Here is a 12,513-nt window from a genome sequence, read left to right as displayed (position 1 = left end):
ATTCTCTCACCCCCCGGCCAGGAATTTGCCGGGGCAACGCCGCCGGTGCGCCGCTGCGGCGAGGCGCCGCCGGAAAGTGGCTTTCGTCCGCAACGGAGGCGCCCGACCACCCCGATCAGGACGACTCGAGCGCGGTCAGCACCTCGGTGACGTCCCAGTGGATCGGCGGGATGTCGCGCAGGTCCAGCCCGCGTCGCTCGATATCGAGCCGGGACCCGAGGACGTTGCGAGCCCGGTAGAGCAGGGCGCGGACCGGACGGCGCCCGGCAGGGCCGCTGTTCTCGGAGGGCCCGCCGGGATCGCCATAGCCCTGCCAGAACGCGTCCACCTCGGTTCCGGCCCGCGACAGCACCCGGTCGATCGTCCAGTCCGACATCGGATCGCCCCAGGACGCCGCGTCGCAGTCCAGCACGCCGGTGATGGCAGGCCGGTCCGGGTCGGTGTCGACCAGCAGGTTGAGCGTCCACAGGTCACCGTGCAGCAGCGCCGGAACGGTGATCTCATCGAGCGCCGCGGCATGGCGCTGCGCTGCGGCCGCCGCCCGCTGAGCGGGATCGGCGTCGAGCCCGGCCGCCGTGAGGGCTTCGGCCAGCTGCTCGAACTGGGCGGTGAGCGCCGAGCTCCAGGTGGGGTGCAATGGTCCGGCGACCCGGCCGAACCCCGGGCGGGAAACGTCGTGGATGGCCCGGGTCACCGACCCCAGCCCGCGGTACAGGTGGCGCAGCGCGCTCGGGGAGTAGCCGGCGAGCCGCTGCGACGCGGGCTCGCCCGGCAGCAGGGTCTGGACGAGGTAGTCGCGGTCCAGCAGCTGATGGGTGAAGTCGACCGCCAGGGTGCGGGGGACGAGGCCGCCGAGCGGCGCCAGGAAGGGCAGCGTCGCGTGCTCGTTGCGCATCGCCTCCCGCACGCCGGGGGCCTGCCGGGACGGCGCGGGAGCGATCCGGAGGATCACCGGCTCGCCGTCGGCGCGCTCGACCCGGTAGGTGCTGTTGTAGGTGCCGACGCCGAGTTCGACGATCCGCCGGACGGCCGCGCCGGCTCCCAGGGCACGGCGGCAGATAGCCAGCAGGACGTCCGCCGGCGCCGGCTGCTGGAAGGCGTTCCGAGCGCGGTCGATCGCCACGACGTCCGCTTCCCCGAAGCCGGGACCGCCGGTCATCGTGCCCACGCCGCTCAGCGGCCGCCGGGACGCAGGAACGGAAACGCCAGGGTCTGCCGGATGCTGGCCCCGGACAGCATCATCACCAGCCGGTCCACCCCGAGACCCAGGCCCCCGGTCGGCGGCATCGCGTACTCCAGGGCCGACAGGAACGCCTCGTCTACCTGCATCGCCTCGACATCGCCGTCGGCGGCCCGCAGCGACTGCTCCACCAGCCGTTGCCGCTGGTCCACCGGGTCGATGAGCTCGGAGTACGCGGTGCCGATCTCGACCCCGAACGCCACCAGGTCCCAGCGCTCGGCCAGCCGCGGGTCCGCGCGATGCGCCCGGGTCAGCGGCGAGGCCTCCACCGGGAAGTCCAGGTAGAAGGTCGGCTGCTGGGTCTGCTTCTCCACCAGCACCTCGTAGAGCTCGGTGACCAGCGCGCCGGGGCTGGCCTCGGGCGGGCGGTTGATGCCGTGCTCCCGGCACAGCCGGCTCAGCTCGGCCAGTCCGGTGTCGGGGGTCACCGGCGTCCCGCAGGCGTGGGAGACCGCCTCGTGCACCGTCACCGACCGCCACGGCTGGGACAGGTCCACCTCGATCTGGGCGCCGTCCGGGCCGGGCCGACGGGCGATCGGCGAGCCGTACATGGCGGTGGCCACCTCGAGGATCAGCTGCCGGGTCAGCTCACGCATGTCCAGGTAGTCGGCATAGGCCTGATAGGCCTCCACCGAGGTGAACTCGGGATTGTGGGTGGCGTCGGCGCCCTCGTTGCGGAAGTTGCGGTTGAGCTCGAACACCTTGCCCATGCCTGCCACGCACAGCCGCTTCAGGAACAGCTCCGGGGCGATCCGCAGGTACAGGGTGGCGTCGTAGGCATTGCTGTGGGTGACGAACGGCCGGGCGTTCGCGCCGCCGTGCACCGGCTGCAGCATCGGCGTCTCGACCTCGGTGAAGCCGCGCCGGTCCAGCGCCCGGCGCAGCTCCCGGACCGCGGCGCTGCGCCTGGCCAGCAGCTGCATCGCCTCGGGGTTGACGATCAGCTCGACGTGCCGCTGCCGCGCCCGGGCGTCCGGATCGGCGAAGCCTGCATGGCTGCCGGGCAGCGGGTGCAGGCACTTGGCGGCCATCTGCCAGGCCTGCGCCTGCACCGACAGCTCGCCGTGCCGGGAGGTGACGATCTCGCCGGTGACGCTGACGAAGTCGCCGAGATCCACGGTCGAGCGCAGCAACCGGTGCTCGGCGGCGCCGAGGGACGCGCTGGTGATCATCGCCTGGATGGCAGCCGGCCCGTCCTGCAGGACGGCGAAGGTCAGCCCGCCGAAGTCGCGCAGCGCGCGCACCCGGCCGGCCACCGAGACCACCTCGCCGGTGCGGGCATCGGCGGGCAGCCCGGCGAAGCGCTGGATCAGGCTCGCGACGTCGCAGCTGCGCGGCGCCGACACCGGATAGGGCTGGCGGCCGGCCTCGACCAGCCGGGTGAGCTTGTCGTGGCGGACCCGTTGCTGCTCGCTCAGCCGCCGCGGCGGCCGGACGCCCTGGCGCGCCGAGCGGTGCTGGGCGGCCACCGCGTCGGCGAACGGCAGCAGCTTGCCGTCCAGCCGCACCCGGCCGTCGTCGGACCGTTCGCGGCTGCCTTCGACGGCGGGCAGGAAGCCCTCCGCGATGCCGGCCGCCAGCGCCACCCGGGTCAGGGTGAGCGAGGAGTCGTAGCACAGGTACCGCGGGATCCACCGGGGCAGGTAGCGGGCGTTGGCGCGGTAGAGGCTCTCGATCTGCCAGAACCGGGACGCGAACGTGAGCACCCGGCTGGTCAGCCGCACCACCGGGCCGGCGCCGACCCGCTCGGCGGCGCTGAACACGCCCCGGAACATGGCGAAGTTCAGCGACAGGTGGCGCACCCCGAGCTCGTCGCGGCAGGCATTGACCAGCGCCGCGACCATCGCCTCGATCAGGCCGTTCTCCGACGTCCGGTCCCGGCGCATCAGGTCCAGCGACAGGCCGCGCTGGCCCCACGGCACCATCGACAGCACCCCGCGCAGCCGGCCGTCCCGGTCATGCGCCAGCACCGCGACGCAGTCGCCGTCGACCGGGTCCCCGAGCCGGCCCAGCGCCATCGAGAACCCGCGTTCGGTGTCCTCCCCACGCCACTCCTCCGCGCGCTGGGCGAGCTCGGCCAGCTGCTCGGGGGTGAGGTCGCCGTGCCGGCGCACCGAGATGGTGTAACCGGCCCGCTGCACCCGGTGCACCGCCTGCCGGACCGGCTGCATGGTGGGGCCCTCGACGGTGAAGGTGTCGACGTCGATGATCGCCTCGTCGCCGATCGGCAGTGCCTTCAACCCGGCCGCGACGTAGGCCTCGGCGCCCTCCTCGCTGGCCGACAGCACCGCCGGGAACCAGCCGAACGTCCGGGCCTCGGCCAGCCACGCGGCGATCGCGGCCGGCCAGGCCGCCGGCGGCCCGATCGGGTCGGCGCTGGCCAGGCTGACGTTGGCCAGCACCCGGTAGGTGACGGCGGCGGTGTGGCCCGGCGCGAAGATCACCGACTTGTCGTGCCGGGTCGCGAAGTAGCCGAGCGAGTCGCGGTGTCCGGCCTGCAGCAGCAGCCGGCGCACCTCGAGCTCGTCCTGCGCGGTGAGGTAGGCCTTGGCCCGGGTGGAGCGCAGGAAGATCAACGCGGCCAGCACCAGAGCCAGCGCTGACAGCAGGCCCGACAGCGCCGCGATCCAGTGGTGGCCGTGCCGTCCCTGCCAGCCCACCTCGGTGGCGGTGGGCTCCACGCCGAAGGACACCCGGACCGCCCAGACCAGCTGCTGCCAGACTCCGGCCAGGGTGTCCGGGAAGCTCAGCGTCAGGGCCACCGTGACGCTGACCGAGACGATCAGGCCGGCGGCCAGGACGGCCAGCGCCCGCCACCGCGCGCCCGGCTCCAGCCGGGACGTGAACGCGCTCCGGCTGCGCCAGAGCAGCACCACCAGCAGCACGGTCAGCGGCAGGTTCACCACCAGCTCGACCGCTTCGATCGGCCGGATCTGGCGCGCCTCGTTCCGGTCGAAGGCCAGCTGCAGCGCCGCGCCCAGCAGCTCCACGGCGGCGACGGCCTGGAAGCCCAGCAGCAGCCACAGCGAGACCCTCATCCGCCGCCGGACCGCGCCGCCGACCACGAACAGCAGCACGGTGGAGAACAGGCTCGGCCCGGCCGGCAGGTTGATCAGGCCGAACAGGTCGTCGATCCAGCGGACCCAGCGCAGCGGCCGCAGGATCAGGCTGACCAGCGACCAGAAGCCGGCCAGCACGATGATCCGGCCGGCCAGGGAGACGAACTCCTCCCGCCAGCCGGTGACCACCGGTGACTGCTGGGACGGCTCGGCCGGGGCGGTGCTCGGAGCGGCTACGGCCTCGCTGAGCACCACGCCTCGTCCCAACCCTCCAGCTACGGCGGCGGGCGGGCGCCCGCGATCTGCGAACCAGTGCAGACGCTACGTCAGTGCGGGACGTCGAGCGCTCACGGCCGGCCGCACGAGCCGGCTGAGCCCGGTGGGCCGTCAGGGCGCCGGATCACGGATCGTCGGCAAGGATCCATTGAATGCCGATGATCAATACCGTGACTACCGGAAGGAGTACCAGAACGCCCACGATCACCCAGCCAAGCACCCAGATCCAGACCCGCGACCTGGGACCGCCCGGTTGATGAGCCGGGGGCATCGATGGGTAGCCGGTCATCCGGATCCTCCCCTGGGCGGGCTGGCCTGGCCGGTGCGGCTCCTGCGGTGGGCGGCCTTGCTCGGGTGGGTGACCGGCATGCGGCAAGCTTAGGTCCCATACCCGCGCAGCCGGGCTGTAGCGTCTGGCCATGGCTAACGACTTCTGGTCCGACGTCGATCAGCACCTGATCCGTTACGGCGGCACGTTCAGTCCCGAGATCATCGTCCGCGCCGAAGGCAGCTTCCTCTACACCGAGAGCGGCCGGAAGGTGCTGGACTTCACCTCGGGCCAGATGAGCGCGATCCTCGGCCACTCCCATCCCGAGATCGTGGCCACCGTGCGGCAGCAGGTCGGCACTCTCGACCACCTGTTCAGCGGCATGCTGTCGCGCCCGGTGGTGGAGCTGGCGCGCCGGCTCGCCGAATCGCTGCCGGCGCCGCTGGCCAAGACCCTGCTGCTCACCACCGGCGCGGAGGCGAACGAGGCCGCGCTGCGGATGGCCAAGCTGGTCACCGGCAAGCACGAGATCGTCTCGTTCGCCGGCTCCTGGCACGGCATGACCGCCGGCGCGGCGGCCGCCACCTACAGCGCCGGCCGGCACGGCTACGGCCCCACCGTCGGCAACCTCGCGATCCCGACCCCGAACAGCTACCGCCCGGACTTCGTCACCGCTGACGGCGAGCTGGACTGGCAACGGCAGCTTGACTGGGCGTTCGGCCTGGTGGACGCCCAGTCGGTGGGCAGCCTGGCCGCCTGCCTGGTGGAGCCGATCCTCAGCTCCGGTGGGGTGATCGACCCGCCGGTCGGCTACCTCGCGGCGCTCAAGCGCAAGTGCGAGGAGCGCGGGATGCTGCTGATCCTGGACGAGGCGCAGACCGGGCTGTGCCGTACCGGGACCTGGTACGCCTTCGAGCGGGACGGCGTCGTCCCGGACCTCATCACGCTGTCCAAGACCCTGGGCGCGGGGCTGCCGCTGGCCGCGGTCATCACCTCAGCCGCCATCGAGGAGGAGGCGCACCGGCGCGGGTTCCTGTTCTACACCACCCATGTGTCGGACCCGCTGGTCGCGGCGGTGGGGAACACGGTGCTGGACGTGGCCGAACGCGAACGGCTGGACGAGCGGGCCCGCAAGCTCGGCGCGGCGCTGCGGGACGGTCTGCTGGCCGTGCAGGACCGGCACGAGGTGGTCGGCGACGTCCGCGGGCGGGGCCTGCTGCAGGGCGTCGAGCTGGTCACCGACCGGGCGACGAAGACGGGTTCGGACCAGCTGGGCGCCCTGGTCACGCGGCGCTGCCTGGAGCTGGGGCTGCACATGAACGTGGTGCAGCTGCCCGGGATGGGCGGCACGTTCCGGATCGCGCCGCCGCTGACCAGCACCGAGGACGAGATCGCGCTCGGCGTGGAGATCCTCGACCAGGCGATCGGCGAGGTGTCGCACCGGCTACTCGGCTGAGGGCAGGGATGTGCTGGCTGTAGGCGCCTCAGACGCCTGATCCTCCGCCACAAGAGATGGTCCTTCTCAGCGACAAGGTTTGTCCGCCGGAGTCCTGGACGTTGATGTACACCCATGTCTGCTTACCAGGGACGCAGTCACCATAGACCCAGATCTCATAGCTATCCGCATTGGTGAAAAGGCTCATTTGCCGGATGGTGGCGTAGGTATTACTTGTGGATCCCGAAAGGGTGTAGGGAGCCGTTCCTCCGGTGAAGTTGTCGAAGCACTGGAATGTGTTGTTGTACGAGCTCACACAGCCCGATCCGCCGGTGACCTGCATCGGGCCGGACGCGGAGGCGGTAACGGGGTTGCTCAGGATCACGGTTGCTAGCGCAATGCCGGCTGCGGTGGCACGGGCGAGGGTTCTCATGCTGCGCAGTGTAAGCAGCTTGCGACATTGCGTCTAGTATGTCCGTATCAACCCGATGCTCCTAAATATTTACCGTCCCAGCCCGCTGAATCGCCTACTCGAGGTCAGCGAGCACGGCGTGCACCGCGCGCCAGGACCGGGCGACGATGTCGGGGTTGGTGTCGCGGTAGTACGGCAGCGCCTGGACCGCCGCGGAGACCGCCCAGGCCCTGCCGCGCAGCCACATCGGCTCGTCCACGAAGCCGAGCCGCTCGCGAAAGACCGCCCGGCTCGGCCCGTCGAACAAGCTCCAGGCCGCGACCAGGTCGATGGCGGGGTCGCCTGCCTTGCAGCTGCCCCAGTCGATGACCGCGGCCAGCCGGCCACGCCGGACCAACAGGTTGCCGTCCATCAGGTCGCCATGCACCCAGCGCGACGGCCCCGTCCAGCCCGGCGCCGTCACCCCGGCCTCCCAGGCGGCCAGCAGGGCGTCGACGTCGGTCTGACCGCGCAGCTGCTCGGCAGGCTCGCGGGTCGCGGTGTCGGCGTCGGCCAGCGGTCCACCTCTGTCCCCGCTCTGGGGTCGCGGCGCGCCTGATGGGTCGAGACGCTGCAGATCCAGCACGAAGTCGGCGAGGTCACCGGCGATCACGGTCAGGTCGTCCCCCGGCCGGGGGTTCTCGCCGGCGAGCCAGGGCGAGACGTACCAGCGGTAGGGGTAGCGCCCTTGCGGCCGGCCGACGAACAGCGGCGCCGGGACCTCGACGGCCACCTGCGCGGCGATCAGCGGCAGCCATCGCTGCTCGGTGACGCCCTGGGACGCTGCCCAGCCGATCTTGGGCAGCCGCACGGAGAGGTCACCGCCCAGCCGGTAGATGACGTGATCGGTTCCCCAGGTGGGCAGCCGGGTCAGCGGTAGCCCCGCCCACTGAGGCGCCTGCTCGGCCAGCAGGTTGCGGACAAGGTCAGGATCAACCTCGACCTCATCGGCATGCATGCGGGGAACGGTCACGCCTATCCCACCATCTGGACTGGGCTCACGCTTTCGGACCGTCCGGAACTACAGATCCGGGTGGACCAGGCGTAATGGATAGTCGGCGGCCACGGTGATGAAGTCGCTCAGGTTGTTTGTCGCCAACGGAAGCGGCGGGTTTGCCGACAACGCCGAGGCCGCTACCCAGAGGTCGTTCGCTCCGCCTCGTTGCAGATGTCCTCGATACCTGACATGCAGTGGTGCCCATTGCTCGGTGATCTTCGCGTCGAAGGGCAGCACGACGAAGTTGCGCCGGATGGCCTGGGTCCATGCGGCCAGCCTCGTGTGGCCCCAGCTTCGGGAGATGGGCAACGCGAGAAGCTCCCCGACGTTCACGAAGGACAACGTCAGCAGGTGTCCCCGAAGTAGCGGTTGCCAAGGCTGAGCCTCCGCAACGCCGGTCAACAGCCAGGTGGCGACGTCCGTGTCGATCAACAAAGGGCCAGGCGGCACCTCGTCCGGACTCATGCGTCCAGATCCGCCAAGGCGCTGGTGATATCAGCGAGCTCCTGCTCACTCCACTGGGCGAACGGGGCCTCGAACGTGGCCGGCACGACCCCTTGCTCTTGTGCTAGATCGTCGACTGATGTGGTCACCCAGAACGCCGAAGTGTCGTACGGGAGTGGCTCCGGGGCGCTGATGCGCCGCAACTCCACGCGCCGCGCGATCGAGGTGACCGGGTCGAAGCTGACGATGCCTTCGAAGGCGGCTTGCGCCCGAAGCGCCTCTTGGATCTTGTCGTCGAGCTCAGCAGGAAACTCGACCGTCACCGTCTCGCCTGTTGTCGCGTGCAGCCGCGCGGTGCGACGGTCGAAGTCGGCCTCATGCAGCGTTCCCAGGATGACGTCCGGCTGGCGTCCGAGGGGCGCGTCGGCCAGTCGACGCATCCGCTCCTTGGCGCTGGCATCGAGGCGGCCCACTGACGAGGACCTGGCGCTGCTCAACAGCAGTTCCTCATGCCTCTCGCCAATGCCCAGTTCGTAACCGAGGTCGGCCAGCGCCTTGGCGATGCCGGCGTCGACCTGGTCGTCAGGTTGCGTGAAGGACGCGACGAGACGGTCGAACGCCGCTCCGGCAAGGTCGTCCACCTCGATATCGAAGGCGTCGTCAGTGACCTCGGCGAGCTGGGGGAGTCGAAGTACGGCTACCACGCTGCCAGGCTCGACGTTCTGGAAGTGAAGCCGCGAGGCAGCCTCAATGGCCGCCCGGTGACGACCCGTCGAAGCGCGCCTGGGTTTGCCCAGCGCGGCGTAAGCCGCTGCCGCTACCGCAGATTCCAAGCCGGTGATCAGGCGGGCGACGTCACTGGCGCGGACCACGCCCAGAGTGGCTTCGCTGCCACGTAGCTTTGCCCGGAACTCCTCTCCCGCCATGGCGCCACTCTGACACACGCCACTGTCAACGGCCATGATCGACGCCAGCGCCGCCCGTCGAACAGGTCCATGCCGCATTGAGCGGCGGGCCCGCGGTGGCAGCCACGGCAGCCGACCTGGCGGCTCGCGAGACGCAATGCTGCGGGTTCTTCAGCTTCGAGCTGCACATCGCCGACGGCCGGTTGGCGCTCAGCGTCAGCACCGGCCCGGCGCACGCCGAGGTGCTCGCTGCCCTCGCCGATCGAGCCACCGCGCTGGCCGGGGTTCGGCTCTGAAGGGACACGCTGCGAGCAGCGCAGGACGCCGGCGCCGCAGGTACCCTCGGATAAATGAGCATCGCACCCGTATCGACCGTTGATCTTGACGACCGGTTCGCCCGCGAGCTGGGCGAGATGGCGCTTCCGTGGCAGGCCGAGCCGGCTCCGGACCCGCGGCTGCTGGTGCTCAACGAGCCCCTCGCCGCCGAGCTTGGCCTGGACCCCGACTGGCTGCGCGGCCCCGACGGCCTGCGCTTCCTGGTGGGCAACCTGGTGCCCGACGGGGCGACCCCGGTGGCGCAGGCGTACGCCGGCCACCAGTGCGGCGGGCTGGTGCCGCGGCTGGGCGACGGGCGGGCGCTGCTGCTGGGTGAGGTCGCCAGTCCCGATGGGCAGCGTCGCGACCTGCACCTGAAGGGGTCCGGACGTACCCCGTTCGCGCGCGGCGGGGACGGCCTGGCGGCGGTGGGCCCGATGCTGCGCGAGTACGTGATCAGCGAGGCGATGCAGGCGCTCGGCGTGCCGACGACCCGATCCCTCGCCGTGGTCGCGACCGGGCGTCCGGTGCGGCGCGAGACCGTGCTGCCCGGAGCGGTGCTGGCGCGGGTGGCCAGCAGCCACCTTCGGGTGGGCAGCTTCCAGTACGCCGCCCTGACCGGGGACCTCGACCTGCTGCGCCGGCTGGCCGACCACGCGATCAGCCGGCATCACCCCGCCGCGGCGGACGCGCCGCACCGGTACCTGGCCCTGTTCGAGGCCGTGGTCGCCGCGCAGGCGTCGCTGGTGGCGCGGTGGATGCTGGTCGGGTTCGTCCACGGCGTCATGAACACCGACAACATGACGATCTCCGGCGAGACCATCGACTACGGCCCGTGCGCCTTCCTGGACGCCTACGACCAGGCCACCGTGTTCAGCTCGATCGACGCGGGCGGGCGCTATGCCTACGGAAACCAGCCCCTGGTCGCGGAGTGGAACCTGGCCCGGCTGGCCGAGACTTTGCTGCCGCTGTTCGCCGACGACGAGGACCGGGCGGTAGCCCTGGCGATGGAGGCGCTCGAGCGGTTCCGCGAGCAGTACGTCGCCGCCTCGCTGGCCGGCATGCGCGCCAAGCTGGGGCTGCCCGCTGGGGTCGAGGACGCTGAGGCGACCGCCCTGGCCGACGAGCTGCTCGCCCTCTTGCAGGCCAACCACGTCGACTACACGTCGTTCTTCCGCGGCCTGGGCTCGGCGGCCCGGGGCGACGCCGAGCCGGTGCGCGGGCTGGTCCTCGACCTCGCGGCGATCGATGGCTGGCTGCAGCGCTGGCGCGCCCTCGGGCCGGACGCGCAGGCCATGGACCGGGTGAACCCCGTCTACATCCCGCGCAACCACCTGGTCGAAGAGGCGCTGACCGCAGCGGTCGGCGGGGACCTGAACCCGGTGCGACGGCTGCTCGAGGCGGTGACCGCGCCCTTCGACGAGCGCCCGGGCCTGGAGCGCTATGCGGGGCCGGCTCCGGAGGACTTCGGCTCGTACGTGACGTTCTGCGGCACCTGATTCGACAACTCAGGGTTGACGCTGCGTACGACGTCAACCTATGGTTGTCGCATGTCAGAACCAACCCAGATGGCCAGCCCCGTCCGGCTGGACGACCTGATCGCCGCCATCAAGAAGGTGCACACCGAGCCGCTCGATCAACTCGCCGACGCCGTGCTGGCCGCGCAGCACATCGACGAGGTGGCCGACCACCTGATCGGCCATTTCGTGGACCAGGCCCGCCGCTCGGGCGCGTCCTGGACCGACATCGGCCGCAGCATGGGGGTCACCAAGCAGGCGGCGCAGAAGCGCTTCGTCCCCAAGGCGGGGGCGCCGGACCTCGATGCCAGCCAGGGGTTCAGCCGGTTCACCCAGCGGGCCAGGAACGTCGTGATGGCCGCGCAGAACGAGGCCCGGGACGCGGGCAACGACACGATCCAGACCGGACACCTGATCCTGGGGCTGCTCTACGAGCCGCAGGCGGTCGCGGCCATCGTCCTTCGCGGTCAAGGCATGTCGCTGGACGCCCTGCGGACCGCGGTCGCCGCGACGCTGCCGCCGCCGGCTGCCGCGATGCCCGACCTCATCCCGTATGACACCGACGCGCGCAAGGCGCTGGAGCTGACCTTCCGCGAAGCGCTCCGGCTGGGCCACAACTACATCGGCACCGAGCACATCCTGCTCGCCCTGCTGGAGCACGAGGCCGGATCAGGTCCGTTGGCTGGGCTCGGCATCGAGAAGGCGAAGGTGGAAGCGGCCGTTCTGGCGACCATCGGCGTCTTCCACATCGCTCCCGACGCCGGCGAGCAGCGCTAGCCCTGCCGTGCAGTTTGTAGCCTGCGTGAGCTGTCACCTTTCAGCCATTGCACAGCTTTATACCCGGTTATACTTAGATGTTATACCCGGTTATACTCAGACCATGAAGACCGCGATCTCCATACCTGATGACACCTTCGAGAGGGCATCCAGGCGAGCGCACGACCTAGGTATGAGTCGTTCGGAGTTCTTCACGCGCGCGGTCGCTTACTACTTGGATCAGCTCGATGCCGAATCGTTGACCGATCAGATCAACGCGGCTGTCGCCGCGCTGGCTGGCCGCGACGACACCGCCGAGCAAGCTGTCACGGCAGGCCGGCGGGTCTTGGCTTCGACGCCTGAATGGTGATCGAGCGGGGTGACATCTACTGGGCAGACCTCGGAGCGCCCCTCGGATCTCGTCCTGCCAAGCGCCGGCTGGTGCTGGTGGTCTCAGCAGACACGTATAACGCGAGCCTGCTGGCAACGGTGCTGGCTGTGGTGGTCACGTCCAACACCGACTTGGCGTCGATGCCCGGCAACGTATTCCTGCCTGCGAAGGCAACCGGGCTGCCGCGAGACTCTGTCGTGTCCGTCACTGCTGTGGTGACTCTGGACAAGACGGATCTGATCGAACATGCAGGAGCTGTGCCCCTAGCCCTGTTGCGCGAGGTCGATCACGGCCTGCGGCGCGTCCTGGACCTCTAGCTGTACTCGGCCAGGACGTTGGTGGTGGGCGTGGCGGCTTGAAACGGTGAGAACCTCCGGGTGGGGTGTGGTTTGTCTAGGACCCACTCCGACCCGGAGGCTCTCGTGTCTCACCGTAGTGCCCGCACGACCTTTCATGGTC

Annotated in this window: 13 protein-coding genes; 6 read left to right on the top strand and 7 right to left on the bottom strand. The window is 70.5% G+C overall.

Annotated features, from left to right (window positions below):
- Window positions 1–115 precede the first annotated feature (115 nt).
- From VF612_RS10785 to VF612_RS10775, 3 genes are all read right to left on the bottom strand, one after another.
- Entirely contained in the window at window positions 116–1,159 is a 1,044-nt protein-coding gene (locus tag VF612_RS10785; protein ID WP_408659854.1) for a phosphotransferase family protein, read from the bottom strand.
- Window positions 1,160–1,173: 14 nt separating this feature from the next.
- Window positions 1,174–4,551 carry a bifunctional lysylphosphatidylglycerol synthetase/lysine--tRNA ligase LysX gene (gene lysX, locus VF612_RS10780; RefSeq protein WP_408659853.1) on the bottom strand — a complete coding sequence of 1,126 codons (3,378 nt, stop codon included), beginning with the start codon at window positions 4,549–4,551 and terminating at the stop codon, window positions 1,174–1,176.
- Between the two features lie 148 nt (window positions 4,552–4,699).
- Complete coding sequence (locus VF612_RS10775) at window positions 4,700–4,864, bottom strand: hypothetical protein (RefSeq protein WP_408659852.1); 165 nt, start codon at window positions 4,862–4,864, stop codon at window positions 4,700–4,702.
- Window positions 4,865–4,994: 130 nt separating this feature from the next.
- Between VF612_RS10775 and VF612_RS10770 the strand changes: the two genes are divergently transcribed.
- Window positions 4,995–6,299, top strand: coding sequence for an aspartate aminotransferase family protein (locus tag VF612_RS10770; RefSeq protein ID WP_408659851.1), 1,305 nt, complete (start codon window positions 4,995–4,997; stop codon window positions 6,297–6,299).
- Between the two features lie 28 nt (window positions 6,300–6,327).
- Here the strand turns inward: VF612_RS10770 and VF612_RS10765 are convergent, their stop codons facing one another.
- The 4 genes from VF612_RS10765 to VF612_RS10750 form a co-directional block, all read right to left on the bottom strand.
- Window positions 6,328–6,711 (bottom strand): hypothetical protein, encoded by a 384-nt coding sequence (locus VF612_RS10765; protein WP_408659850.1) that lies wholly within the window; start codon window positions 6,709–6,711, stop codon window positions 6,328–6,330.
- A 94-nt stretch (window positions 6,712–6,805) separates the two neighbouring features.
- Window positions 6,806–7,702 carry an aminoglycoside phosphotransferase family protein gene (locus VF612_RS10760; protein ID WP_408659849.1) on the bottom strand — a complete coding sequence of 299 codons (897 nt, stop codon included), beginning with the start codon at window positions 7,700–7,702 and terminating at the stop codon, window positions 6,806–6,808.
- 48 nt (window positions 7,703–7,750) lie between these two features.
- A complete protein-coding gene (locus VF612_RS10755) occupies window positions 7,751–8,191 on the bottom strand; it encodes a PIN domain-containing protein (RefSeq protein ID WP_408659848.1) in 441 nt (146 codons plus the stop codon).
- Window positions 8,188–9,096, bottom strand: coding sequence for a hypothetical protein (locus VF612_RS10750; RefSeq protein ID WP_408659847.1), 909 nt, complete (start codon window positions 9,094–9,096; stop codon window positions 8,188–8,190). The genes VF612_RS10755 and VF612_RS10750 overlap by 4 nt, the downstream gene beginning before the upstream one ends.
- Window positions 9,097–9,191: 95 nt before the next feature.
- On the opposite strand from VF612_RS10750, the gene VF612_RS10745 reads away from it, so the two are divergent.
- The 5 genes from VF612_RS10745 to VF612_RS10725 all read left to right on the top strand — a co-directional run bounded on the left by VF612_RS10745 (window position 9,192) and on the right by VF612_RS10725 (window position 12,371).
- A complete protein-coding gene (locus VF612_RS10745; RefSeq protein WP_408659846.1) occupies window positions 9,192–9,371 on the top strand; it encodes a hypothetical protein in 180 nt (59 codons plus the stop codon).
- Window positions 9,372–9,425: 54 nt separating this feature from the next.
- On the top strand, window positions 9,426–10,889 hold the full coding sequence (locus tag VF612_RS10740; RefSeq protein WP_408659845.1) for a protein adenylyltransferase SelO: 1,464 nt from the start codon (window positions 9,426–9,428) through the stop codon (window positions 10,887–10,889).
- A 51-nt stretch (window positions 10,890–10,940) separates the two neighbouring features.
- Window positions 10,941–11,684, top strand: a complete 744-nt coding sequence (locus VF612_RS10735; RefSeq protein WP_408659844.1) for a Clp protease N-terminal domain-containing protein — start codon at window positions 10,941–10,943, stop codon at window positions 11,682–11,684.
- Window positions 11,685–11,787: 103 nt separating this feature from the next.
- Window positions 11,788–12,033 carry a ribbon-helix-helix protein, CopG family gene (locus VF612_RS10730; protein WP_408659843.1) on the top strand — a complete coding sequence of 82 codons (246 nt, stop codon included), beginning with the start codon at window positions 11,788–11,790 and terminating at the stop codon, window positions 12,031–12,033.
- Window positions 12,027–12,371: a type II toxin-antitoxin system PemK/MazF family toxin gene (locus VF612_RS10725; protein WP_408659842.1), complete on the top strand. Its 345-nt coding sequence runs from the start codon at window positions 12,027–12,029 to the stop codon at window positions 12,369–12,371. Before VF612_RS10730 ends, VF612_RS10725 begins: the two co-directional genes overlap by 7 nt.
- Window positions 12,372–12,513 lie beyond the last annotated feature (142 nt).

The organism is Jatrophihabitans sp., assembly GCF_036388195.1.
In the GTDB taxonomy this organism is placed as follows: domain Bacteria; phylum Actinomycetota; class Actinomycetes; order Mycobacteriales; family Jatrophihabitantaceae; genus Jatrophihabitans_A.
This window is presented reverse-complemented; position numbering and strand designations above follow the sequence as displayed.

What these genes read in the sequence shown, in the direction of transcription:
- VF612_RS10775 (WP_408659852.1), bottom strand. Translation starts at nt 4,864, where the DNA reads ATGACCGGCTACCCATCGATGCCCCCGGCTCATCAACCGGGCGGTCCC.
- VF612_RS10740 (WP_408659845.1), top strand. Translation starts at nt 9,426, where the DNA reads ATGAGCATCGCACCCGTATCGACCGTTGATCTTGACGACCGGTTCGCC.
- VF612_RS10725 (WP_408659842.1), top strand. Translation starts at nt 12,027, where the DNA reads ATGGTGATCGAGCGGGGTGACATCTACTGGGCAGACCTCGGAGCGCCC.
- VF612_RS10755 (WP_408659848.1), bottom strand. Translation starts at nt 8,191, where the DNA reads ATGAGTCCGGACGAGGTGCCGCCTGGCCCTTTGTTGATCGACACGGAC.
- VF612_RS10750 (WP_408659847.1), bottom strand. Translation starts at nt 9,096, where the DNA reads ATGGCGGGAGAGGAGTTCCGGGCAAAGCTACGTGGCAGCGAAGCCACT.
- VF612_RS10735 (WP_408659844.1), top strand. Translation starts at nt 10,941, where the DNA reads ATGTCAGAACCAACCCAGATGGCCAGCCCCGTCCGGCTGGACGACCTG.
- VF612_RS10730 (WP_408659843.1), top strand. Translation starts at nt 11,788, where the DNA reads ATGAAGACCGCGATCTCCATACCTGATGACACCTTCGAGAGGGCATCC.
- VF612_RS10765 (WP_408659850.1), bottom strand. Translation starts at nt 6,711, where the DNA reads ATGAGAACCCTCGCCCGTGCCACCGCAGCCGGCATTGCGCTAGCAACC.
- VF612_RS10785 (WP_408659854.1), bottom strand. Translation starts at nt 1,159, where the DNA reads ATGACCGGCGGTCCCGGCTTCGGGGAAGCGGACGTCGTGGCGATCGAC.
- VF612_RS10770 (WP_408659851.1), top strand. Translation starts at nt 4,995, where the DNA reads ATGGCTAACGACTTCTGGTCCGACGTCGATCAGCACCTGATCCGTTAC.